Annotated in this window: 24 protein-coding genes; 23 read left to right on the forward strand and 1 reads right to left on the reverse strand. The window is 32.0% G+C overall.

The window, feature by feature from the left end; all coding sequences use genetic code 11:
- Nucleotides 1-230 precede the first annotated feature (230 nt).
- The 23 genes from ndk (at nt 231) to ACIQ56_RS04355 (ending at nt 23,426) form a co-directional block, all read left to right on the forward strand.
- A complete protein-coding gene (ndk, locus tag ACIQ56_RS04245; RefSeq protein ID WP_397599848.1) occupies nt 231-662 on the forward strand; it encodes a nucleoside-diphosphate kinase in 432 nt (143 codons plus the stop codon).
- 149 nt (nt 663-811) lie between these two features.
- Nucleotides 812-3,262: a Tex-like N-terminal domain-containing protein gene (locus ACIQ56_RS04250; protein WP_397599828.1), complete on the forward strand. Its 2,451-nt coding sequence runs from the start codon at nt 812-814 to the stop codon at nt 3,260-3,262.
- Nucleotides 3,263-3,265: 3 nt separating this feature from the next.
- Entirely contained in the window at nt 3,266-4,057 is a 792-nt protein-coding gene (gene gloB / locus ACIQ56_RS04255) for a hydroxyacylglutathione hydrolase (protein WP_397599829.1), read from the forward strand.
- A gap of 28 nt (nt 4,058-4,085) precedes the next feature.
- Nucleotides 4,086-4,487 (forward strand): cupin domain-containing protein, encoded by a 402-nt coding sequence (locus tag ACIQ56_RS04260; RefSeq protein WP_397599830.1) that lies wholly within the window; start codon nt 4,086-4,088, stop codon nt 4,485-4,487.
- 6 nt (nt 4,488-4,493) lie between these two features.
- Nucleotides 4,494-5,147 (forward strand): HAD family hydrolase, encoded by a 654-nt coding sequence (locus tag ACIQ56_RS04265; protein ID WP_397599831.1) that lies wholly within the window; start codon nt 4,494-4,496, stop codon nt 5,145-5,147.
- 154 nt (nt 5,148-5,301) lie between these two features.
- Entirely contained in the window at nt 5,302-5,781 is a 480-nt protein-coding gene (locus tag ACIQ56_RS04270; protein ID WP_397599832.1) for a hypothetical protein, read from the forward strand.
- 22 nt (nt 5,782-5,803) lie between these two features.
- A complete protein-coding gene (cyoE, locus tag ACIQ56_RS04275; protein ID WP_397599833.1) occupies nt 5,804-6,688 on the forward strand; it encodes a heme o synthase in 885 nt (294 codons plus the stop codon).
- Between the two features lie 321 nt (nt 6,689-7,009).
- Nucleotides 7,010-7,660 carry a cytochrome c3 family protein gene (locus ACIQ56_RS04280; RefSeq protein ID WP_397599834.1) on the forward strand — a complete coding sequence of 217 codons (651 nt, stop codon included), beginning with the start codon at nt 7,010-7,012 and terminating at the stop codon, nt 7,658-7,660.
- Nucleotides 7,661-7,727: 67 nt separating this feature from the next.
- Nucleotides 7,728-10,844, forward strand: coding sequence for a TAT-variant-translocated molybdopterin oxidoreductase (locus tag ACIQ56_RS04285; RefSeq protein ID WP_397599835.1), 3,117 nt, complete (start codon nt 7,728-7,730; stop codon nt 10,842-10,844).
- Between the two features lie 32 nt (nt 10,845-10,876).
- A complete protein-coding gene (locus tag ACIQ56_RS04290; protein ID WP_153420051.1) occupies nt 10,877-11,422 on the forward strand; it encodes a DUF3341 domain-containing protein in 546 nt (181 codons plus the stop codon).
- A gap of 4 nt (nt 11,423-11,426) precedes the next feature.
- Nucleotides 11,427-12,095, forward strand: coding sequence for a cytochrome c (locus tag ACIQ56_RS04295; RefSeq protein ID WP_161998137.1), 669 nt, complete (start codon nt 11,427-11,429; stop codon nt 12,093-12,095).
- Nucleotides 12,092-13,306 (forward strand): quinol:cytochrome C oxidoreductase, encoded by a 1,215-nt coding sequence (locus tag ACIQ56_RS04300; RefSeq protein ID WP_397599836.1) that lies wholly within the window; start codon nt 12,092-12,094, stop codon nt 13,304-13,306. The genes ACIQ56_RS04295 and ACIQ56_RS04300 overlap by 4 nt, the downstream gene beginning before the upstream one ends.
- Before the next feature lie 11 nt (nt 13,307-13,317).
- Nucleotides 13,318-13,665, forward strand: a complete 348-nt coding sequence (locus tag ACIQ56_RS04305; protein ID WP_397599837.1) for a hypothetical protein — start codon at nt 13,318-13,320, stop codon at nt 13,663-13,665.
- Nucleotides 13,666-13,679: 14 nt separating this feature from the next.
- Nucleotides 13,680-14,543 (forward strand): SCO family protein, encoded by an 864-nt coding sequence (locus ACIQ56_RS04310; RefSeq protein ID WP_397599838.1) that lies wholly within the window; start codon nt 13,680-13,682, stop codon nt 14,541-14,543.
- Between the two features lie 12 nt (nt 14,544-14,555).
- Complete coding sequence (gene coxB / locus ACIQ56_RS04315) at nt 14,556-15,539, forward strand: cytochrome c oxidase subunit II (RefSeq protein ID WP_397599839.1); 984 nt, start codon at nt 14,556-14,558, stop codon at nt 15,537-15,539.
- 38 nt (nt 15,540-15,577) lie between these two features.
- A complete protein-coding gene (locus ACIQ56_RS04320) occupies nt 15,578-17,272 on the forward strand; it encodes a cbb3-type cytochrome c oxidase subunit I (protein ID WP_397599840.1) in 1,695 nt (564 codons plus the stop codon).
- Between the two features lie 60 nt (nt 17,273-17,332).
- Entirely contained in the window at nt 17,333-17,938 is a 606-nt protein-coding gene (locus ACIQ56_RS04325; protein ID WP_397599849.1) for a cytochrome c oxidase subunit 3 family protein, read from the forward strand.
- 17 nt (nt 17,939-17,955) lie between these two features.
- Nucleotides 17,956-18,423 carry a cytochrome C oxidase subunit IV family protein gene (locus tag ACIQ56_RS04330; RefSeq protein WP_397599841.1) on the forward strand — a complete coding sequence of 156 codons (468 nt, stop codon included), beginning with the start codon at nt 17,956-17,958 and terminating at the stop codon, nt 18,421-18,423.
- A 156-nt stretch (nt 18,424-18,579) separates the two neighbouring features.
- Nucleotides 18,580-19,782, forward strand: a complete 1,203-nt coding sequence (locus tag ACIQ56_RS04335) for a P-loop NTPase (RefSeq protein ID WP_397599842.1) — start codon at nt 18,580-18,582, stop codon at nt 19,780-19,782.
- A 4-nt stretch (nt 19,783-19,786) separates the two neighbouring features.
- Nucleotides 19,787-20,539, forward strand: a complete 753-nt coding sequence (locus tag ACIQ56_RS04340; protein ID WP_397599843.1) for a helix-turn-helix domain-containing protein — start codon at nt 19,787-19,789, stop codon at nt 20,537-20,539.
- Nucleotides 20,540-20,581: 42 nt separating this feature from the next.
- Nucleotides 20,582-21,550: an RluA family pseudouridine synthase gene (locus ACIQ56_RS04345; protein ID WP_397599844.1), complete on the forward strand. Its 969-nt coding sequence runs from the start codon at nt 20,582-20,584 to the stop codon at nt 21,548-21,550.
- Nucleotides 21,551-21,563: 13 nt separating this feature from the next.
- Nucleotides 21,564-22,634, forward strand: a complete 1,071-nt coding sequence (locus ACIQ56_RS04350; RefSeq protein ID WP_397599845.1) for a chorismate-binding protein — start codon at nt 21,564-21,566, stop codon at nt 22,632-22,634.
- 150 nt (nt 22,635-22,784) lie between these two features.
- Entirely contained in the window at nt 22,785-23,426 is a 642-nt protein-coding gene (locus ACIQ56_RS04355) for a cytochrome b/b6 domain-containing protein (RefSeq protein ID WP_397599846.1), read from the forward strand.
- 14 nt (nt 23,427-23,440) lie between these two features.
- Here ACIQ56_RS04355 and ACIQ56_RS04360 read toward each other — a convergent pair whose 3' ends face one another.
- Entirely contained in the window at nt 23,441-23,617 is a 177-nt protein-coding gene (locus ACIQ56_RS04360) for a hypothetical protein (RefSeq protein WP_397599847.1), read from the reverse strand.
- Between the last annotated feature and the right edge of the window lie 89 nt (nt 23,618-23,706).

Genomic DNA, 23,706 nt, shown 5'->3' on the forward strand with positions numbered 1-23,706 from the left:
AATGGCTTCAATTAATTTGTTACCTTATTAATCGCACTGCTTACTTCCACGCTGATGGCTAATCTTTACGTGGGTGAGATTCGCACTCACTGGTTCTTACGCACTTATCTTGGCGCACCATAAAAAAGCTCCTTTTTGAATGTTTCCTATTGACATTTAACCTATTTTTTAAATAGCTTTGTTTTGGTTTTATTTAAACTTGATTTTCTTAACTAATTAATAAGAGGTATATTATTATGGAAAGAACCTTCTCTATCATCAAACCAGATGGTGTTAAAAGAAACCTTATTGGAAAAATTCTTTCTAAAATGGAAAGCGCTGATTTAAAAATTGTTTCAACTAAAATGATACATATGTCTCGCCGTGAAGCAGAACAATTTTATTCTGTTCACTCAGCTCGTCCCTTTTTTGGTGAGTTGTGTGAATATATGACTTCTGGGCCAGTTGTTGTTTCTGTTTTGGAAGGTAAAAATGCAGTAGTTGCTTATAGAGAATTAATGGGAGCGACAGATCCTGCTAAGGCTGATAAAGGAACAATTCGCGCTGAATTTGGTCTAAGTATTGGCGAAAATACTGTTCATGGTTCCGACTCTCTTGAAAATGCGGCTATTGAAGTAGCTTACTTCTTTTCTGGTACAGAACTCGTAAATGCAGCTAAATAATTAAATTTTATTAATATTTCGCTCATTAAAAAACCGCATTTGCGGTTTTTTTTGTTTAAAAAGAGTGTATAGTATCCGACGTGCGTTTTGCTTTCCTTAATCTGGGAAAGTTTTGTTCTCCTGGCTTAATTAAATTGCGAGTAACTATTATGGCTATAAAAGAAATTATCCTCACTCAAGAAATGATATCTGATATTTCAAATGATTTAAATATTCAAAAAAATCAGGTTGAAAATACTCTTAATCTTATACTTGATGATTGTACAATACCATTTATTGCTCGTTACCGAAAAGAAGTAACAGGCGGACTTGATGAAGTTCAAATTAGAAATATTGTAGAAAAATTTGAATATATATTTTCTTTAAATGAGAGAAAAGACGCAATTGTTAGATCAATTACGGAACAAAATAAAATGACTCCTGCTTTACAAGCAAAAATTTTAGCTTGTAAAGTTAAATCTGAGTTAGAAGATCTCTATTTACCATATAAACCGAAAAAACGTACTCGTGGTCAAATTGCTGTTGAGCGCGGTTTAGCTCCACTTGCACTAGAGGTTTTAAATCAAGATTCTTCTCTTATTGATTTAGCTTCCTTGTTTACTGCATATATCGGCAAACATGATGATTTAAAAAATCTTGAATTAGTTATTCAAGGTACAAAAGATTATATTGCAGAAAATATTTCTGAAATAGCAGAAATGAGAAAAGAAGTTCGTCTTTGGATGTTTGAAAATGCAAATTTTAAAGCTGAAGTAAGAGATGACTTTAAAGATAAAAAAACAAAATATAATAATTATTATGAATTTTGTGAACCTATTAAGTCAATAGCAGCCCATCGTTTAATGGCGTTAAGAAGAGGCGAAAAAGAAGAAGTATTAAAAGTTTCATTTGAATTTGATGAACAAATTCCACTTTCTATTATTTCTAGTCATGTAATTAAACATGAAGCTTCAGATGTTGTAAAAAACTTTTTAACCGAATGCGTAAATGAAGGTTATACAAGATTAATTTCTCCAAGTATTGAAACAGAATTGCGATTAGAAACAAAAACAAGTGCAGAAGAAGAAGCTATTTCTGTATTTGGAAAAAACTTACGAAACTTGTTACTTTTACCACCAATTCCAAAAAGAATTATATTAGGTGTGGATCCTGGCCTAAGAACAGGAAGCAAGTTAGTTGTTGTTGATCATACAGGAAAATTACTTGATTATACAACTGTCTATCCTCAACATGACGATGATTTTGAAAAACCAAAAAATAAAAATTCTGCTGAATCAATTGTGAATTTAATTCAAAAACACAATGTAGAACTTATCTCTATAGGTAACGGAACTGCAGGACGCGAAATGGAAGCATTTATTGAAAAAACTTTAGAGACATTAACAAATGTTAAAAAGCCTAGAGTTGTTATAGTAAATGAAGCAGGAGCAAGTGTTTATTCTGCAAGTGATATTGCTAGAGAAGAATTTCCAGATCTCGATATTTCCTATCGTGGTGCTGTAAGTATTGCGAGAAGACTGCAAGATCCTTTAGCTGAACTTGTAAAAATAGATCCAAAAAGCATTGGTGTTGGTCAATATCAACATGATGTAAATCAAAGCAGATTAAAGAAACAATTAGGTGAAGTTGTTGAAAGTTGTGTGAACTATGTAGGTGTTAACTTAAACACGGCAAGTCCTAGCTTACTTTCTTATGTTGCTGGAATTGGAAATAGTTTAGCAAAAGGTATTGTTAGACATAGAGAAGCAAATGGCGAATTTAAAGATAGAAAAAATTTATTTGAAGTAATGGGATATGGCGCAAAAATATTTGAGCAATCTGCAGGATTTTTAAGAATTCCTGAGAGTTCAAATCCCTTAGATAATACAGGAGTTCACCCAGAATCTTATCCTATATTAGAAAAAATGGCTTCTGATTTATCTCTACCTATTAATCAAATAGTAGGAAACAGAGAAAATATAAATAAAATAAAACTTGAAAGTTATGTTACAGAAGAAGTTGGATTGCCAACATTACAAGACATTATTAAAGAGTTATTAAAACCGGGTCGTGACCCTCGTGAAGATGGTTCTAAACAAACTTATAATCGTGAAGTTAGAGATTTTGGGCATTTAAAAGAAGGCCAAGTTGTTACAGGAACAGTTACTAACGTAACAAATTTTGGAGCTTTTGTAGATATTGGCGTACATCAAGATGGATTAATTCACATATCTGAATTATCAAATCAATTTATAAAAGACTTATCTCAAGCAATTAGTGTTGGGCAACAAGTTAAAGTTAAAGTAATTGGTTTAGATAAGGAAAGAAAAAGAATTTCTCTTTCTAAACGTGCTTGTGAAGAAAATTCGGCAACTACAAATACAGCAACAACTAATCAAAATCGTTCTGGAGCAAGTAGTGGGCAAAATCAAAAGCAGCACTATAATAAAGGGCAGTCTCAAGATAACAGAGGTCATCAAGAAAATCGTAATTACAATCAAAATTCTTCTTATAATACTAAAAAGTTTAATACTAAGAACACAAAAAATGAAAATAAAGAGTCCGAAAAACCAGCTAGTTTATCAGATTTAATTAATAAATTTAATACAAATAGAGTTTAGTTTATGAAAGTACAGATGCTTCCTGTTTTAGAAGACAATTATATCTTTATATTAATTGATGAACAAAATAGAGAAGCAGCTGTTGTAGACCCTGCTTTAGCGAATCCTGTAATTCAATTTTTAGATCAAAATAATTTAACCCTTACAAAAATATTTAATACCCATCATCATTATGATCATGTTGGTGGAAATAAAGAGTTAATTGCAAAATATCCAAAAGCGGAAGTTTATGCTGGAACAAAAGATTCTGGAAGAATCCCATTTCAGGCACATTTTTTAAATCATAATGATATTGTTACTTTTGCAGGGCATGATGCTCATATTTATTATGTGCCAGGCCATACCTTAGGACATATTTGTTATTTTTTTCCAATTAGCAATTCGGAAAATCATTTATTTATTGGTGATACTATTTTTGCAGGTGGCTGTGGTAAATTATTTGAAGGATCATTAGAACAAATGTATATTTCATTAAGTTTTTTACGTGAAAATATACCTAAAAATACGTTAATTTGGTCAGCTCATGAATATACTTTAGAAAACTATTTAATACTGCAACAACTTGAACCAAATAATACAAATATTGAAGCAAAAATTAAAGAAATTATTTCAATTAGAAAAGAAAATAAATTTACAGTTCCTTTTCATTTTGAAGAAGAGCAAAAAACAAGTAGTTTTTTTAGATGGGATGACCCTGAGTTGCAAAAAATTACAAATACTTTCACAAGTTTTGAAACATTTTGTTTTGTTCGAAAATTCAGAGACAATCCTCCCAAAGTTAAGGTTACTATTTAATTTAAATAAATTTATGGAGAAATAAAGTATGAAAAAATGTATATTTCCAAATGGAATAACTATTTATAAATGGCCTCATAAAATAGATCCAACTGAAAATCTAATGAAAGAAGAATTAGAAAAATTAGGATTTAAAGCTTATGATTTACAAACTTGTCCTCCATGGTTTGAGCGAAGTAAACATGGACATGATTATGAAGAAATAAGAGCAGCTGTTTCTGGTTGTATTACTTTTCATTTTGACGAATTTCCTATAACAATGGAATCTGGTGATATTTTAGTGATACCTGCAGGAATTCCACATGAAGTTATTATTCATAATTCAAAACCTTTTACCGCATTTAAGGGAAGTCGTTCTGGAGAACGCAAAGTAACAGAACTTGGTGATGGAAAAGGAAGTGTTGAAGACTTACAAAAAAATAAGGCGTAAATTTAAATGAGATTTTTTTTCTTTGATTTAGATGGTACTTTAGAAGACTCTAGAGAAGACATGGCAAATTCAGTGAATGCCGTTCGGGAAAATTTGGGTCTTGCCTTAAAAGAGATTGAAATTTTAAAAACACATGTAAATAAAGGAATGCATGAACTTTACATGAATTGTTTTGAAGATTATTTACAAAATAAAGATAATTTTAATACGTTATATGAACAAGTAAAACAAAAGTATGAGACACATTATCTAGAAAATATCTGTATAAAAACAAAATGTTACTCTGATATTAAAGAAGTTCTAAAAGTATTATCTCAAAAAGATAAGGTATTTGTTATTACGAATAAACCAGAACTTCATTCTAAAGAATTATTAAAAAAATTAGGACTTTTAGAATATATTACAGATGTAATGGGTGGTGATAGTTGTGCAGAAATGAAACCCAGTTCCCTCCCCTTAAAAATTGTTTCACAACGACATAACTTTTGTTCTTTATCAGATAAAGCTTATATGGTTGGAGATAGTTCTGGAGATATAAAAGCAGGAAAATCTTTTGGAGCTTCTACAATTTGGTGTTCATGGGGGTATAATTCTACTCCTGGATCTGACCTTCCTGATTTTACTGTCAACACACCTAAAGAAATTTTAAGTTTAATTTAATTTTATAAAATTTATTTTATTGCAAAAAAGGATTTGCCTACTTCTGGAAATTGTCTAGAGGATAGGCTAAGCCATTCGTGAGTGGCATAGAGCTACAAAATTAAGTGTTTTCTTTTTTTAAAGCTCCCATAAACTTAAATTAGGAAGTGATATAATGCAAAATGAAGATACAAGTGCATTTAGACGTAAAGGTGACCTGGGTGTGCCTTTTGTTATCGCTCTATTTGCTCTTTCTATTATTATTGGTTGGGTTGTATTTAGAAATTATGAAAATTCTGCCAAGGAGATAACAGCTTCTCTTGCGCGAATACAGGAAGAGTCCAAAACTTTTACAATAACAGATTGTGCAGGCAAAACAATGGAATGGTTTTCAAAGTGTGACGCAATGACACAGCTTTGTGACTCTACCGTTCCCAGGATGATTAAGGTATGTTTAGCAAATTCAGATAAATCATCACAATGTCCTCAATATGGAAATGAAATCTATGGCTATAACTTTGGAGCAAAACAATGCAAACAGTATATGCATGGAAGTAAAATGAAAAGGAATAAAAAAGCTTGTGGTGATGTTTGGCAAGTAATTGCAGAATATTGCAAGGACGCGGCTAAAGTAACAATGCAAAAAACACAATAGAGTTTTGGAAATTAAATAAACAATGTCTATTAAAAATTCTACATTTCGTGATTATATAGAACTATCAAAGCCAAGAATTGCTTTTTTTTGTATTTTAATGACAGCAGGTGGAGTCGTTCTTGCTCCTGGCAGCATTAGTATATTTAGTTTTATAATGACTTTACTAGGTACTGCTTTATCTGTTGCTTCTGCAAATACATTTAATATGATTTATGAAAAAGATACAGATAAGCTCATGAGGCGCACAAAATTTAGGCCTATTGCAACTGGAAGAATAAAAGCTTCACACGCATTTATTTTTGCGACATTCTTAGGAATATTAAGTATTTTAATTTTATTTGTATATGTTAATTTATTAACCGCTATTTTAGCGCTTATAGCTATTTTAGCTTATAGTTTAATATATACTCCTTTAAAATATAAAACTCCTTTAGCTTTAGTTATTGGTGCTTTTCCTGGAGCAATGCCTCCTTTATTGGGTTGGACTGCAGTTAGCAATAAAATTGACATAGCCAGTTTAGCTTTATTTGGCGTTTTATTTGCATGGCAGATGCCACATTTTATCGCAATAGCAATTTATCATAAAGAAGATTACGCTAAAGCTGGAATTAAAGTTGTGTCTGTCATACGTGGCGATTATATTGCAAAAATTCAAGCCTTATTGTGGACTCTTGTTTTAATTGGATTCACTTTTACTCTTGTTCCCTTAAGTGTAGGTGGCAAAGTATATTTTATTTTTGCTTCTATTTTAGGAATATGGTTTTTAAGATTAAGTATTATTGGTCTTAAAAATAATGTCTTGCCAAATTGGCCTAGGAAATTTTTTCTTGCTTCCCTTGTTTACTTACCAGTGTTAGTTCTTGGATTAGTAGCGGATCGATTTTTTTGGATGCTCATGCTGAAGTAAGAATAAAATTTTAAAACATTAATTGAGAATTATTCTCAATTGAATTTCGCCACTCTTTTGTATATAAGCTTGACAAGCAAGCAAGTGAACGAGAAAATTTTTATTTACTGAGAGATTATGAGTTTGAAAAATGTTTTCGATGATCTAGGATTAGGCTCTTGCTCGTATTGTTTTGATCCGTTAGAACACTCCCGCAACATAACATTGCACTGAGTTCAACTAAGACTGAATTCTTTGGGTATGTTTTGTTTGTTACGTTACTGAAAAAAGTTTTTGATTTTTTAATTATTTTTTAGCTTTTGCTTTAATTTAGGTGGTGCCGTGGAACCGATATTTCCAAAATGGACGAACCGAATTCCTTTATATCTAGGTATAGGTATTCCTTTACTCGTAATAGCTATTGTTACAGGAATTTGGTACTATTTTTCGCCAAAATTTTTGGCTGTAGGTTATGAACCCGAACAACCGATAGCTTTCAGCCACCAGCTTCATGCAGGGCAAATGGGGATGGACTGTCGTTACTGTCATAGTGGAATTGACAAAACAGAAATTGCTCCATTGCCACCTACAGAAACATGTATGGGGTGCCATAATAAAGTTAAAAAAGACAGTCCTCGACTCGAACTTTTACATAAAAGTTATAAAAATAAAACTCCAATTCCTTGGGTACATGTTTATTCTTTACCAAGATATTCGCATTTTAATCACAGCGCGCATTTAACTGCGGGTGTTGGTTGTGTGTCTTGTCACGGCGATGTTAGTAAAATGGAAACAATTCGATTGGTAAGTCCGCTAAGTATGGGATGGTGTTTAGAATGTCATAGAGATCCTATGCCAAATATTAGACCCCAAAATCAAATTACAAATATGATTTATGATCCTCATGCGTCGGGATATATTCCAACGAATGATCCTGATTACAAAGATAAATTAATACAACCACCACAAGCGTGTGGAGCTTGTCACTATTAGTGAATTTTAATACGAGTTTTATACAAGAACTCGTAAAGTAACAAATTTTGATTGGAAAGTTTGCACCATGACAAAGTTCAATTCCAATGATGAACAAAACAAACAAACCCATTGGCGCAGTATTGAAGATTTAGAAAATTCGCCTGGATTTCTAAATAAACTGCAACGTGAGTTTCCGCACGGTGCGAGTGAATTAGAAATGCGCCCCGGTGTTCACAGAAGAAAATTTTTAGGAATTATTGGCGCTTCAATGGCGCTTGCCGGGGTTGTTACAACGGGTTGTATAAGACGACCAAAGGGGCATATTTATCCAGAAAATAATCGCCCTGAAGATACTATTCCAGGAATTCCAAAATACTATGCAACATCTGCTCAAATTGGTGGAAGTGTATTAGGTCTTTTAGTAACAAGTACGGATGGCCGTCCTACTAAAATTGATGGGAATTCAAGACACCCAATGAATAATCCTATTTTAAATAGTAAAATGGGATCATCAAATGGGTATGCTCAAGCTGAAATTTTAAATATGTACGATCCAGACAGAGGCCAACAATGCCAAGCGTCTGGAAAAGTTATGGCTAAAAAAGAAGCTTATACTGCACTTCGCAATTCTATGATGAATTCAAAAAAGACGGATGGAAGTGATCTTGCATTTGTTTATGCATCAAATTCTTCTATGGCATTTGCAAGTTTAATAGACGAATTTAAAACAAATTATCCAAAAGCAATTATTGTTAATCAAGACTCTAGCTATTCTAATAATCGTAAAACAGCACTAAGTAACATTGCAAATACACCTGTTGATTGTGTTTATGACTTTATAAATGCAAATGTTGTTCTTGCAGTAGATTCTGATTTTATGGGTATTGAAGGTGATAGCGTAAAAAATGCAAGACAATTTGCAGAAAAAAGAAAAGTAATTGATTCAAATTCTTCAATGAATAGGTTGTATAGTATTGAATCAAATTTTAGTACTACAGGAACAATCTCAGATCACCATTATGTTTTAAGAAGTGGAAGAATGGGAGAATTCCTTTTAGGAATAGCTTCAGAATTAACAACATTTGGTGCTACTTTTCCATCTGAAATAAATGATGCGCTTAAAGGTAACAGAGTATTTTCTGAATCTTTGACAAAATGGATTAAAGCTTGTGCTAAAGATCTATATAAAAATAAAGGAAATAGTTTAATTGTAGTTGGTGACAGACAACCTGTTTGGGTTCATATGCTTGCCTTTTCAATTAATGTTTCTTTAGGTTCTATTGGTAAAACAATTACTTTAATTCCTGATACAACAAGACCAAAAAACTTAGATAATGAAACAAATTTAACTTTTGCTTTGCAAAAAGGATATATTCAAACATTAATCGTAGTTGGTGGAAATCCTGTTTATACTTCTCCAGCAGATTTAAAATTATCAGAGTTATTTAAAAAAGTTTCAAATAGTTTCTATTTAGGTTTTTCTTTAAATGAAACTTCTGAAGTCTGTAAATATTATTTTCCAAAAACCCATTTTCTTGAAACATGGGGTGATACGCGCTCTTCAGATGGAACTGTAGGAATTACACAGCCATTAATTGCGCCATTATATGAAGAATGTTCTGATGAATATTCCTTTGTTTATTCTCTTTCTCATTTAGATAATGCGGAATCTGGTTATTCTTTAATTAGAAAATACTGGCAAAATAAACTTGGAAATCCTGTAAACTTTGAAAGTTTATGGCGTCAATATTTAAGCAATGGAATTATAACGGATTATCGTAAAGAAGTGATTTCAAATACTTCTTATTCATACTCTAGCTTTGCTACATCATTTAATAAATCGGTAAAATTAGCAGAACCATCTGCAAATTCTCTTGAAATTGATTTTGCTCTCGATAAAACGGTTTATGATGGCCTTTATTCAAATAATGCTTGGATGCAAGAAACTCCCGATCCAGTTAGTAAATTAGTTTGGGATAATGCCTTATTTGTAAGTCCAAAAACAGCAAAAGCTTTAGATTTATTGGCTCGTCCAAAGCCAGGAAAATCGGAAGTAGATCTTGTTAAAGTAACATATAAAAATAGAACGATAGAAGTTGCTGTTTGGGAAGTTCCTGGAGTCGCTGATTTTTCATGTATTTTGCATTTAGGATATGGCCGAAATTACGGACGTGTTGCTAAGGGTTGCGGCTTTAATGCGAATTTAATTAGAACATCTGATTCTTGGTTTGGATCCGATGTAAAAATTCAAAAAACAGGTAAAAAATATTCATTAGTTTCAACTCAAGAACATGGAACTATGAGTGGAACTCCTGGAGTAAAAGAAGATAGACCTCCAACAGTTCGTGAAGCAACATTAGATAAATTTAAATCAAAACCCGATTTTATTCATGAATATGAATTACTACCTGTTGAAGAACAAAAGAGTAATTTATTTAAATTCCCAGAAGATCCAGCGCAAAGAAAATGGGCTCGCCAGCAATGGGGAATGACGATTGATCTAAATACTTGTATTGGTTGCAATGCTTGTTCCATTGCTTGTCAATCAGAAAATAATATTTCCGTTGTTGGTAAAGAAGAAGTATTTAAAAATCGTGAAATGTCTTGGATACGTATCGACCGTTACTTTACTGGAGAAGTTGATAATCCAGAAATGCAAACGGTATTTCAACCTATAAATTGTCAGCAATGTGAAAATGCACCTTGCGAGGCTGTTTGTCCTGTTGCTGCTACTGTACATAGTCCTGATGGATTAAATGATATGGCATATAACCGCTGTGTAGGAACACGTTATTGTGCAAATAACTGTCCATACAAGGTGCGTAGATATAATTTCTTTAACTACAGCAAAGTAGATGATGAAAGAAATCCTTTGTATGCAATGCAAAAAAATCCAAACGTAACAGTTCGTTTCCGTGGTGTTATGGAAAAATGCACTTATTGTGTTCAAAAAATAAATAGCGCACGTTCTAAATTTAAAAAATCTTCAGATGGAATTATTCCAGATGGAGCTATCACAACTGCTTGTCAAAATGTTTGTCCAACAAATGCAATTGTTTTTGGTGATGTTGCGGATCCCAATACTATGGTTTCAAAACTAAAAGCACTTAGTCGTAATTATGCATTGCTTGGAGAATTAAATACAAAACCAAGAACGACTTACCTTGCAAAACTTCGCAATGTGAATCCTGAACTTGGATAAAGTAACGCAGGAATTGTGATGGTGGAGGATTTATGACTACGAATGATAAAAAAATGCTTTATGGAATATTAGCTCAGTTTGAAACCGCTCCCGAAATTTATCATGCTTGTGAAAAAGTTCGTGATAGAGGGTTTTCAAAGTGGGATGCTCATTCCCCTTTTCCAGTTCATGGACTCGATAAAGCAATGGGTCTACCTCAAAGTAAGTTATCATGGATTGTTGGAGCTACTTCAGCCATTTGTGGAATTGGTGGATTCGCTACATGGGTATGGATGAATGGTGTAGATTATAAACTTGTTATCGCAGGAAAACCTTTTTTGGGATTAACAGGTTATTTTTTACCTGGATTTGAATGCGCTGTTTTATCGGCAGCGATTGCGTGTCTTTTTGGAATGCTTGCTCTAAATAAATTACCAAGGTGGTATCATTCTTTATTTCGATCCGAAGCATTTAAAAGAGCTACAGATGATAAATTTTTTATCTCGATTGAAGCAACTGATCCAAAATTCCATCCAGTAAAAACTATGGAGTTCTTAAAAGAATTAGGTGCATCTAATGTGGAACTTGTGGAGCAGTAACATTATGGTAAAGATTATGAAATGCAAAAAAATATTGTTACCTTTAGTTGGTTCTGCTCTAGTTCCTTTTATCTTAGTAGGATGTAGAGGACAAAAAAGCACGGAACCACCTATTTTACCAATACAAAATATGGTTGAGCAAACATCTTATGGGCCTCAATCAAAAAATGAATTTTATAAAGATCAAATGGCAAATAGACCTCCTGTGCCTGGCACAGTTGCGCAAGGTGAAGAAAAAACAAATAAGCAACTTTATTTAGGCCAAGAAGCAACATCTACAGATCAAAATCCAATATGGGTTAAGAAAATACCAATTAAATTAGATCAAAAAACCCTGAAACATGGGCAAGATCTTTACAATATTTATTGTTCACTTTGTCATGGAAAATCGGGCGATTCTAATGGTCTTGTTACGCAAAGATCAGGTGGTGCAATTCGTCCATCTAATATTCATGATCAAGACAGATTAAATCTTCCAGTTGGTAAAATTTATGATGCTGTTCGCAATGGTGTAAATAATTGGAATATGCCAGGATTTGCAGCTCAAATGACAGTTGAAGATAGATGGGCTGTGGTATCCTACGTTCGAGCTTTACAGCTTTCTCGAACCGCTAAATTAGAAAATATACCTGATGAAGTTCAAGTTAAAAATGGTTGGAGTAACAAAAAATGAGCGGCAATCATCATAAAGTAACACTTACAAAAGAGAATGCTTCGGTACCTCAAGATCATCTCTTTGCAAAATTGCCACTTGCAGGAACAGCCATCGGATTAATTTCATTATTAGTTGCCTGTATGCTTGGTAAATCAAATTCAGAATATTTTTTCTTTTCTTTTCATGTTTGGTGGCTTTTCTTTTTAAGTATTGCCATCGGTGCTGTATTTTTTGTGTTGATACAGTTTGCTACGAAAGCAGGATGGAGTGTTGTTGTTCGCAGGTTAGCTGAAAATATTGCTATGACAATGCCATTATTTTTCGCATTACTTATTGTTATGGCATTTGGTACTTCTACATTATATCACCACTGGTTAAGTCCAGAAGCTATGGTTGATAAAGTAATTCAATCTAAACAATGGTATTTAAATGTTCCATTTTTCTATATACGCGCTGTATTTTATTTAGCCATATTTACATGGGCTGCCATGTTTTTTGCTAAACATTCTGCAAAACAGGATGAAACTGGAAATCATGCCATCACTTACAAACTTCAAAACGCAAGTTATCCTTTTTTAATCATTTTAGGATTTTGTGTTACATTTGCTGCTTTTGATTGGATAATGTCTTTAGAGCCACACTGGTATTCAACAATTTTTGGATTATATTTCTTTGCAAGTTGTTACATGGTTTTCTTTGCTGTTTTAACAATTGCAACTCGTTTGTTACAAAATATAAAGTCATTAAGTGAAGTTGTTACTGTAGAACATTATCATGATCTTGGTAAATTGGTTTTTGGTCATACCTGTTTTTGGGCATATGCCGCTTTTGTTCAATATTTACTTATTTGGTATGGAAATATTCCTGAAGAAACTGTTTGGTATGAAGTTCGTGGTCATCATGGATGGTTTTATGTTTTAATGATTCTTTGCATTGGCCATTTTTTCGTACCCTTTTTCTTTTTAATGGCACGAAAAGCAAAACGTTCCAGAGCAATGTTGGTTGCTCTTTCTATTTGGATGTTGATTATGCACTTTCTTGATCTTTATTGGTTGGTTATTCCTTCAAGATATCATGAAGGCCCCCAATTTGGATTAATAGATGTATTCTGCTTTCTTGGAATTGGTGGATTATTTGTTGCTTTATTTGCAGCTGTAGCTAAAAGAAAAGCTCTTGTTCCAATTAAGGATCCGCGCTTGCCTGAGTCTATGACATATGAAAATGTGTAAGGTGGTTTGAGATGCTAAATTTTATTAAAGGTATTCATTTAAACTTATCTTCTGATCACTCTTCGGGAGTTGAAGAAGACGAGCCAGACCGTCCGCCAGTTTTAATAACTGCTGTAATTGTTGTGTTATCTTTTGTTTTTTTAATATTTGTGGCTATTTTATCGTATACATTTTTATGGAAAACAACAGATTCTCAATTGAATAAAATGGATACAGGTATGGCAAATGAAACCAGATTAAACTATGAAAAAAGTCAGGATGAAACGCTTTCATCTTATAAAAAACTTGAAAATGGTCTTTATCAAATACCTATAACGAATGCTATGGATATGGTTATTAAAGAACAAAGCAGTAATTAATGGGAGTATAAATTTTGAATTTTCGTGTTTATTCAATCATAATAATAAGCATTTTTACTTTAACAAGTAAATTATCATATGCTTTTGATGAATCTATGCGAATGCCTTCTCAAAAAAGAGAACTGAGTACTTCTTTGCCATTGAATGAAGTTCCAAAAGTAATGCAGGGCGTTACGATAAAAGAGAATTTAGGAAAAACAGTTGATCTTAATCTTTCTTTTACTGATGAAAATGGTAAATTAACAAAAATTTCTGACATGGTTGCTGATGGCAAACCACTCATTCTTACCTTAAATTATTATAGATGTTCAACTCTATGTTCTATTCAACTTATTAATTTTGCCAAAACATTAAAAGAAATGGGATGGAAAATTGGTAAGGATTATCGAGTTGCTACTGTAAGCTTTGACCCTACAGACACTCCAAAAGAAGCTATAAGTAAACAAAAAGAATATCTTAAGTTAACAGATCAAGAAAGTGGTGATTGGAAATTTTATGTTGGAACTAATGATAATATCAAAAGCTTAACAGATCAAATTGGATTTTATTATAAATATGATCCTGTCAGTAATGAATTTGCTCATGCTGCAGCAATATTTTTTATTACTCCGCAAGGAAAAATATCTAGTTACCTATATGGAATTACTTATAAATCGAGAGATGTTAAGTTTTCATTAATGGATGCATCGAAAAATAAAATAGGATCTCCAACCGATCAAATTTTGTTAACTTGTTTTCATTATAATCCTACAACAGGAAAATATGATGCATTTGCTATGGGGATGCTAAGAATTGCAGCTTTAATTACAGTCTTTTTCTTAATTATGTTTTTAGGATACTTTTTTTGGCGCGAGCAGCGCAACAAGAAGGCTTATTAGGGAGTACATAACGTGTCAGCAACACCAGTGCCAGATAACACTTGGCAAGGATCATTCTGGTTGCCAGAAAATGTGTCACCAATGACTGGTGGCCAGGATGAATTATTTTATTTTATATATGGACTTTCAATCTTCTTCTTCATAATTGTTGTTGGTTTTATGGTTTATTTCGCATGGAAATACCGTAAGAAAAAAGAAGGAGAAAAAACAATAGATATTCATGGGAATACCAAATTAGAAATAATTTGGAGTATTATTCCTGCTATTTTATTTATTGTTATTTTTATTTGGGGATTTAGGGATTGGGTAAAACTAAATGTTCCTCCTCAAGACTCTATGGATGTTCGTGTTACGGGTCGTAAATGGGACTGGTCTTTTATGGATGTAAGAACAGGGGCAGAAACCTCAGATCTTATTGTGCCAGTAAATACAGCTGTACGTTTAACAATGTCTTCTGCTGACGTGATTCATGGTTTTTACGTACCACAATTTCGTATTAACCGAGATGTGCTTCCAAACCAATATACTGTTTTATGGTTTAAAGCGGAACAAGAAGGCAGTTATCCAATATTGTGTACTCAATATTGCGGTACAAAACACTCTCAAATGGTTCGTTACGTTAGAGTTGTATCTCAAGCAGAGTATGAAAAACAAATGAATGCTGCTCAAGGAGCTGGCTTAACTCCTGCACAACTTGGAAAGAAAATATTTGAAGGAAAAGGAGCTTGCGCTTCTTGTCACGACGTATCTAAAGCAAAAACAAGATCAGTTGGACCACCTCTATTTGGTTCCTATGGAACAAAACAAGAAATTATTTTATCTAATGGTAAAAAAGAAACTGTTACTTTTGACGATAATTATATTCGTGAATCTATTCTCAATCCAAATTATCGAGTTGTAGTAGGATATCCTTCAGTGATGCCTTCCTATCAAGGACAATTAAATGATAAAGAACTTAATTCTATAGCTGAATATATTAAATCACTAAAAGAATAAAGAATGAAAGATTATTTGGATATTTAGGAGCTTTTCTTATGGAAAAACGAGAGTTTGTTAAGCCAGTGCTATTTTCGGATATGCTGTCTTCACATCATGATACCGGATCAAATTATTTGAATGCAAAAAAAGGATTTATGTCCTGGTTATTTACCGTGGATCATAAACGCATTGGAGTAATGTATTTTGTTTCTATTGCAATATTTTTCTTAGTTGCAGGCTTATTTGCTTTATTATTAAGAACAGAATTAATGCAAATCCGTATACCGAATGCGACTGCAAATTCATATATGATAAGTGCCGATCATTATAATGAAGCCTTTACTTTTCATGGCGCGATTATGGTATTTTTGGTTATTATTCCTTCTGTGCCAGCTACATTAGGTAACTTTTTATTGCCACTAATGATTGGTGCTAAAGATGTTGCCTTTCCAAAATTAAATTTAATTAGCTTTCACTTATACATTGTTGGAGCTTTATTTCTTGTTTATACCATTGCTTTTGGTGGTCTTGATACTGGTTGGACATTTTATACACCATATAGTACTCAAACTTCCACTTCTGTGATTGCAGCTGTTTTTGGTGCTTTTATTCTTGGTTTTGCTTCTATTTTAACAGGTGTAAACTTTATTGTTACCGTTCATAAAATGCGTGCTCCAGGTATGACTTGGGTAAGAATGCCTTTATTTGTATGGGCTATATATGCGACAAGTGTTATTCAAGTTTTAGCAACTCCAGTTGTAGGTGTTACTTTAATTTTAGTTGCAATTGAACGCTTATTAGGAATTGGAATTTTTGATTCAAATTTAGGTGGAGATCCTATTTTATTTCAAAACTTTTTCTGGTTTTATTCGCACCCTGCAGTTTATATTATGATTCTTCCGGCTTTCGGTATTATGAGTGAATTAATTACGATCCACTCCCGTAAAAGTATATTTGGATACAAAGCAGTTGCGATTTCGAGTATTGGTATTGCCGTTATTGGCTTCTTTGTTTGGGGACATCATATGTTTACAAGTGGCCAATCCGCACTTGCATCCGTATTTTTCTCCTTGTTAACTTATGCGGTTGCAGTACCAACAGCTATTAAAGTTTTTAGTTGGGTTGCTACTTTATACAAAGGTTCAATCTCTTTTACAGCACCAATGTGTTACGCTTTTGTTTTCTTATTTCTATTTTTAATTGGTGGTTTAACAGGTATATTTTTAGGAGCTCTTTCTACAGATGTGCATTTGCATAACACATATTTTGTTGTTGCGCATTTTCACTACGTGATGATGGGCGGAACTATTATTGCATGGATTGGTGCAATTTATCATTGGTGGCCTAAGATTACTGGAAAGAAATTTAATCAACTTTGGGCTATAATCAGCTCAATAGTGGTTTTTATTGGTTTTAATTTAACTTTTTTTCCTCAGTTTATAATGGGTACTCGTGGTATGCCACGTCGTTATTACGATTATTTACCTGAATATTATACATTTCATTTATTATCTACAATTGGTTCTTTTGTTCTCGCTATTGGTCTTTTTATCGTATTATTTAATTGGCTTCATTCCATATTTTACGGAGAAAATGAAACAAACCCAAATCCATGGAGAGGCAAATCTATGGAATGGACTGAAACAGCTGTAGTGCCAATTGAACATAATTTTGAAAAACAACCCATATCAACTCATGGACCATATGAATTTGATGAGCTTGTAAAACCAGTTAAGGCAGGGGGACATTAAGTTATGACTGACCATGGCCACGGTTCTCATCCAAAGTACCAAGCCCATCATTTTAAAACGATGGACCAACAGACATCTGCTGGTAAGCTCGGTATGTGGGTCTTTATGGCCCAAGAGTTGTTGTTTTTTTCTGGATTATTTTGTGCCTTTGGATTTGTTCGTTACATGTATCCAGAAATGGTTTCTCAAGCACAAAGCTCCATGGATTGGAGACTAGGAGGAATTAATAGTATTATCCTTTTAGTCAGCTCTTTAACAATGAGTTTAAGTGTCCGATCTGCACGTTCTAATAATAGAAGTGGTACTATTAAATTCTTAATTGCAACTATGATTTGCGGGTTTGCGTTTTTAGTGATCAAGGCAACGGAATGGGGAATGCATATGCATGAAGGGTATTTTCCTGGAAAATACTTTAACCCTGTTCATCATGCTGAAGTCCAAGATCCTTTAGCCCACATTTTCTTTGGCCTTTATTATGTCATGACAGGAATGCATGGCTTGCATATTGTTGTTGGTCTTGGACTTATGACTTGGATGCTTGTGCGTGCTTCAAGAGGTGAGTTTAACTCTGAAAACTATGTTTCTTTAGAGAATACAAGCTTGTTCTGGCACCTTGTGGATATTGTCTGGATCTTCTTGTATCCGCTTCTTTATCTAGCAAAGTAACAGATTAGGAGTTCATCATGTTTGATAATTTAAAAAAATCGTTTTCAAAAAGTAATTCAGAGAACTCATCTGATCATGAAAAGAAAGAGCATGGCTTACTGCCTGTAAAACTATATTTAGCTATTTTTACGGTTCTCCTTTTAATGATTTTTGTGAATGTAGGTATTGCTCATTTGCCAATACCAAGTCTGTGGAAAACAATTTTATTAATGACCGTAGCGCTTATACAAACTATTTTAGTTGCTGTCTTTTTTATGGAATTGATCCACGAAGATAAATTTTATTCATTTGTTTTTGGTTCTGCCGTATTATTTATGCTTTTATTTTTTACAATTACTCTTGCCGAGCTTAGTGGTAGAGATTTCTTTCACAAAAATGAGGGAATTAAAATACTAAGAGGAGTAGATCAAAAAGGCAATTTTGCTCCTGGAGGCCCTAAACTTGAGCACTCTACAGAACAAAACAACGAGCACGAGAAAAAGTAGATTCTTGTTTTATCCTTAATTTTGTTAAAATTTGTTTATTTAATCGAAAACATATTTTGACAATGCAAATTAAACCCTGCAAAAATTATCTTATACTAATTTAATAAATAGCCGATAATATAGAAAATTCCAGTTCTATATGCAAGGTGGCGGGGCATGTTAAAAACGGTTACGAGAGGGATTTTTAAATCAAATTCAAAAGATTCCTCCGATTTCACGGAGCGAATTTTAAAAGCATATTATAATAATCAAAAGCCTCCTGAAAGAGATCAGGTTGAGGATTCCTTAAATTCTTCCTATATTAACAATCAACAAGATACCAATAAAATTTATTCTCAATTTACAGAAAAAGATGAATTAGGGATAAAATCAAAAAATCAAGTTAGTAAAGATTCTAAAATTATAGAAAAGTCTGTTAAAACTCCTCAAATAATATCCATTGGTGGTGGTAAGGGCGGTATTGGAAAAAGTTTTTTATCGGCAAATATTTGTGTCCGACTTGCTTCGCTTGGTTACAAAGTTTCCGTTGTCGATTTAGACTTGGGAGCCGCTAATTTACACACTTGCTTAGGTGTTCCAACGCCAAGATCTGGTATTTCTGATTTCATTCATGGAAATGTGAATACTCTTGAAGAAACAGGTATTTCTTGTTGTTACCCTAATTTAACTCTTTATGGTGGTGGTCAAGAATTTTGGCAACAAATTAAGCCGCAGAGTTCACAAAAAATTAAATTAATATCAAAGTTACAAGAATTAGATGCTGATTATGTTTTTTTAGATTTGGGCGCAGGAACACATATTCATACTCTCGATTTTTTCATTTTTTCTCATGGAGGTGTTTTAGTTGTAGCACCTGAACCAACAAGCATTGAAAATGCTTATGTATTTATGAAAAGTGTTTTGTATAGAAAAATTCAGAGTATCTGTAAGGCGTTTGAGATTGAAGAAAGTTTAGAAAATGATTTATTAAAAAAAATATCCAGCCCAAAAAGTTCTGAAACCCCTTTTTCACAACTTGTATCCTTTTCACAGAAAAACAAAGAAGTTGGAAAACAAATAAAAGATATGATAGAAGCTACTAATATTGGTATTATAATGAACCAAGTTAGAACAAAGGAAGATAGGGATCTGGGTGAGTCTATGTCTGTCATTTGTAATCGTTACTTTGGCTTTTCATCTCAGTTTCTTGGATCAACAAGGTACGATGATGCAGTATGGAAGTCTGTAAGAATTAGACGTCCGCTTATTTTAGATTATCCACTATCTGCAATAGCTGTAAATATAAATCAAATTACAGATAGAATTATTAAGATGTTTATTCAAGAAGGCAAAAAGAATAAAATAGAAAAAGCTGGTTAAATTTATGAATATTTCTAACAAAAAAAAGAACCCGTTTGAAATTTTAGGTCTTCGTGATGGAGAAATGTCTTTAGTTAAAGTAGAAAATGCTTATAGAGCTATGAGAAAAAATCTTGATGAACAAATGAATCAAGGTGAGTTAAAATTTAATTTATCTTATGAAGAAATAGAAAAAGCTTTTCAAGAATTAATTGGTTATATTGATGAAGATGCATCTCAAGATCCTGAAGAAGTAGTTATTTCAGCTTCATTTATGCCAAAAATAAATAATAAAAATATGGTTATTAGAAAAGAACAGATAAATATAGATAATAATTTGCTTTATATGCATAAAGAAAATAAAATTTCACCATCTGCCCAAAAAATTAAAAATGAAAATATTACTAGGCCTATAGATAGTCTTATGAATATGAAAAATACTTCTAAAAGACTTAGAGCTGTATCAGCAAATAAGACTGAAATGATTCAAGTATTAGAGAATATAATTTCTTCTACAGAATGTATATCTGGCAGTTTATTAAGAGTACTTAGAGAAAAAATGTCTGTGAGTATTGATGAAATGTCTAATAAAATCAAAGTTAGTAAAATTTATTTAGAAGCAATTGAAAGTGATTCGTTTGACAAATTACCTGCCGAGGTCTATGCAAAAGGTTTTTTTAATTCTTATCTGAATTATATAGGGCTTGACAGAAAGGATCTTGTTGAAGCATTAATGGAGATCTATAGAGCCAGAAAAGGGTTGATTAAAAAAAGGTAATTTTGTCAATCTAAGGCAAAAATTGCAGGTTGGCATAATTAAATGAAAGATTTAATTCAGGTTCGAGTAGCTGAAGATTTTGAAGCGGAGCGATTAGATTTATTCATCACTCGAGTTATTGATATTATTCCAAGCAGGTCATTTGCTGTAAAGTTAATCGATAATAAAAAAATTAAGGTTGATGAAAAGTATCAAAAACCATCTTATAAATTAAAAACGAATCAATTAATTGAGATAGATACAAGCTTTCTTTCTGAAATAAATCCTAACCCAAATGCAGAAAATATACCCTTAAATATCGTTTATGAAGATGAGCATTTAATTGTTATTAATAAACCAGCAGGAATGGTAGTTCATCCTGGAGCTGGCGTAAACTCTGGAACCCTTGTAAATGCTATATTAGGCTACTGCGGAGTTACTTTACCAACTCTTGGAACCCCTTCTAGGGCAGGAATTGTTCATAGACTAGATCGTGATACAAGTGGTGTAATGGTGGTCGCAAAATCTCAAATTGCATTAACAAATTTATCAAAACAATTTGCAGATCATTCGCAGATACGAATATACAATGCAATTGTATTTGGTGAATTAAATCCTAAAGAAGGTAAAATTGAGACTTGGCATGGAAGAGATCCTAAAAATCGTCTGAAATATTCTGTCCAAGAAGAAGGTGTTGGAAAAAAAGCTTTATTAAATTATTCAACTATAAAAAATTTATGTGATAATTTATGTTCACTTATTTCATGTAAATTATATACAGGACGAACTCATCAAATTCGAGTTCAAATGAGTTATTTGAATCATGGAATTATTGGAGATGCTCTATATACAAAAACCCCTCAATCGATTAAAAATAATAAAGAACTTTCAGCTATGATAAGTAAAAATGTATTAAGACAAATGTTGCATGCAACTCACCTTGGGTTCAAACATCCCGTAAGTGGGGAAAAAATGAGTTTTGATGTTCCTTATCCTGAAGATTTTCAAAATATTTTGACCCTTTTAAAATAAAAAGGTTACGTAGATGAATAAAAATATTTTAGACAAATTCTTGGAATCTGCTTATTTTATAGGATTACCAAGCGAAAATAAAATATGGTGCATGGTTTCTTCTATTAAAAATTATTCATATGAAGAAAAATTGTCTCCACCTTACTTTTACTTAAATAATTTTTATTTGTCTAAACCAAAACCTTATTGTAAGGGTGAAGTTTTTTTTGAAATGTCATATTCTGAGTTTTTAGATTTTTTACAATATGATAATGATGAAAAACCAAATATCAAATGGGAAGATGTTAACAAAGAATATTATTTATCAAAATTTTTAGAACTAAAAGAAGAAATAAAAAATAATAAATTAAAAAAAGCTGTGCCTTATTCATTTATAAATGGAAATGTGAAAATAAATAAACTAAATAAAATATATTTATTAAAAAAGTTATTAGAAAATAAAGATCAAAAACATTCTTATATTTACGGCTATTGGGATAAAAATACGGGATTTATGGGTTCTTCACCCGAGCTTCTTTTCACACAAAATGATACAAATATACATACTATTGCTTTAGCTGGAACGATTCCTAATAATTCTTTTACAAATAAAAATGAATTGTTATTAGATCCTAAAATGCAAAAAGAGCATTATTATGTTATTGAGGGAATTAAGCATTCACTAAATAAATTTGGTAAAATTAATATGGGTGAAACAAGTTTGTTAGAGTTACCCAAATTAATTCATTTAAAAACAGATATTAATATAGAAATTGAAAATCAAAATTTATTTCATTTTCATCAATTTATAGATGTCATTCACCCTACCCCGGCTATTGGATCGCTTCCAAAAAATTCTCAATCAAATTGGTTAAGTGAATCTTTAGTAGAGCATAACAATAGAGGATATTATGCAGCCCCTTTTGGAGTTGTATTGAATGAAAAAAAGTCGATTTGCATTTGTACTATCCGAGGCATTCAATGGAATGAAGATAATATTAAAATATGTGCCGGTGGAGGGGTTATTCTTGAAAGTGAATTTGATTTAGAATGGGAAGAAATTCTTTCAAAAATAAATGCTATTAAGCATAATTTAGGTATTTAATATTTTATTAAATTTAAAATACATTATTTAGTTAGAATAATTTGTCGCTTTACCTAAAAAAATTTTTTCTGGTTCTATTTTGTTTTTTGAATATGATTTTTTTCTTAAAATGTATTATATTACATTTAAAATAAAATAGGAGATAAATCCATGACGTCAAATTATAAGGAAATTATTGAAGAAAGACATTTTGTCGTAAAAAAAGTTTATGATCCTATTTTAAGATTTCTTCATTGGTGGAATGCTTTAAGTATTTTTAGTTTGATGCTAACAATCTGGTTGAAGGAATTTATAAGAGAATTTGAAAATGGAAAAGAAATACTTTATCGCTATCATATATTAATTGGATATGCATTAACCGCTGGCATTACTTTAAGAATTATTTGGGGATTTATTGGACCCAAGCATGCTAAGTTTAAAAATATGATACATTTAAAAGCGTTTGTTAAATTAATAAAAACAAAAAAGTACGATAAACATGATAATTGGGGGCATGATAAATATGCAGGTTCATTATATATCGTTGTTTATTTATTAATGGTATATCAAATATTTTCGGGACTATATTTAGCTGCTAAAATTTATGGAATGGGCCCTTTAATAAGTTATGTTCCACTTTTAAAAGAAAAAACTCCGTTATCTAGTTTTCTTAAAGATATTCACGAAATTATTTTTTACATTTCAATGGTATTTGTTTTGCTTCATATTTTTATGATAATTTTTCATGAAATAAAAAGAAAGTATCCTATGGCACAGTCTATGTTTAGTGGAAATCAATACAGGAAAAAATGAAGAATAGTTAAATTCTACATTTGATTTATTGTTTGAGTATAAAGAAATTTGGAAGAACTTCCTTCAAATAAGTGCAGTTCTAATCCGCCGTTTCTGTTAATAGAATAAATCATATTAAAAGGAACATATCTATTCGCATTTCTTTCTTTAACTGCGGCGTGTCCTCCCAATAAGTGATTTTTACAAAGCATAAATCCAGAATTAAATCTCCTTTTGAGGAGGAGATTTAAATGGAGATGGAAAATAGACTTTTAAAATTGTCAGAGCAAGTTGCTTTTGA

This window comes from Silvanigrella sp. (assembly GCF_044369315.1).
Taxonomy (GTDB): domain Bacteria; phylum Bdellovibrionota_B; class Oligoflexia; order Silvanigrellales; family Silvanigrellaceae; genus Silvanigrella.

Excerpts from the sequence above, each read along its gene's own strand:
- ACIQ56_RS04250 (WP_397599828.1), top strand. The coding sequence starts at position 812 with ATGGCTATAAAAGAAATTATCCTCACTCAAGAAATGATATCTGATATT.
- gloB (WP_397599829.1), top strand. The coding sequence starts at position 3,266 with ATGAAAGTACAGATGCTTCCTGTTTTAGAAGACAATTATATCTTTATA.
- ACIQ56_RS04260 (WP_397599830.1), top strand. The coding sequence starts at position 4,086 with ATGAAAAAATGTATATTTCCAAATGGAATAACTATTTATAAATGGCCT.
- ACIQ56_RS04265 (WP_397599831.1), top strand. The coding sequence starts at position 4,494 with ATGAGATTTTTTTTCTTTGATTTAGATGGTACTTTAGAAGACTCTAGA.
- ACIQ56_RS04270 (WP_397599832.1), top strand. The coding sequence starts at position 5,302 with ATGCAAAATGAAGATACAAGTGCATTTAGACGTAAAGGTGACCTGGGT.
- cyoE (WP_397599833.1), top strand. The coding sequence starts at position 5,804 with ATGTCTATTAAAAATTCTACATTTCGTGATTATATAGAACTATCAAAG.
- ACIQ56_RS04285 (WP_397599835.1), top strand. The coding sequence starts at position 7,728 with ATGACAAAGTTCAATTCCAATGATGAACAAAACAAACAAACCCATTGG.
- ACIQ56_RS04290 (WP_153420051.1), top strand. The coding sequence starts at position 10,877 with ATGACTACGAATGATAAAAAAATGCTTTATGGAATATTAGCTCAGTTT.
- ACIQ56_RS04295 (WP_161998137.1), top strand. The coding sequence starts at position 11,427 with ATGGTAAAGATTATGAAATGCAAAAAAATATTGTTACCTTTAGTTGGT.
- ACIQ56_RS04300 (WP_397599836.1), top strand. The coding sequence starts at position 12,092 with ATGAGCGGCAATCATCATAAAGTAACACTTACAAAAGAGAATGCTTCG.
- ACIQ56_RS04305 (WP_397599837.1), top strand. The coding sequence starts at position 13,318 with ATGCTAAATTTTATTAAAGGTATTCATTTAAACTTATCTTCTGATCAC.
- ACIQ56_RS04320 (WP_397599840.1), top strand. The coding sequence starts at position 15,578 with ATGGAAAAACGAGAGTTTGTTAAGCCAGTGCTATTTTCGGATATGCTG.
- ACIQ56_RS04325 (WP_397599849.1), top strand. The coding sequence starts at position 17,333 with ATGGACCAACAGACATCTGCTGGTAAGCTCGGTATGTGGGTCTTTATG.
- ACIQ56_RS04330 (WP_397599841.1), top strand. The coding sequence starts at position 17,956 with ATGTTTGATAATTTAAAAAAATCGTTTTCAAAAAGTAATTCAGAGAAC.
- ACIQ56_RS04335 (WP_397599842.1), top strand. The coding sequence starts at position 18,580 with ATGTTAAAAACGGTTACGAGAGGGATTTTTAAATCAAATTCAAAAGAT.
- ACIQ56_RS04340 (WP_397599843.1), top strand. The coding sequence starts at position 19,787 with ATGAATATTTCTAACAAAAAAAAGAACCCGTTTGAAATTTTAGGTCTT.
- ACIQ56_RS04345 (WP_397599844.1), top strand. The coding sequence starts at position 20,582 with ATGAAAGATTTAATTCAGGTTCGAGTAGCTGAAGATTTTGAAGCGGAG.
- ACIQ56_RS04350 (WP_397599845.1), top strand. The coding sequence starts at position 21,564 with ATGAATAAAAATATTTTAGACAAATTCTTGGAATCTGCTTATTTTATA.
- ACIQ56_RS04355 (WP_397599846.1), top strand. The coding sequence starts at position 22,785 with ATGACGTCAAATTATAAGGAAATTATTGAAGAAAGACATTTTGTCGTA.
- ACIQ56_RS04360 (WP_397599847.1), bottom strand. The coding sequence starts at position 23,617 with ATGCTTTGTAAAAATCACTTATTGGGAGGACACGCCGCAGTTAAAGAA.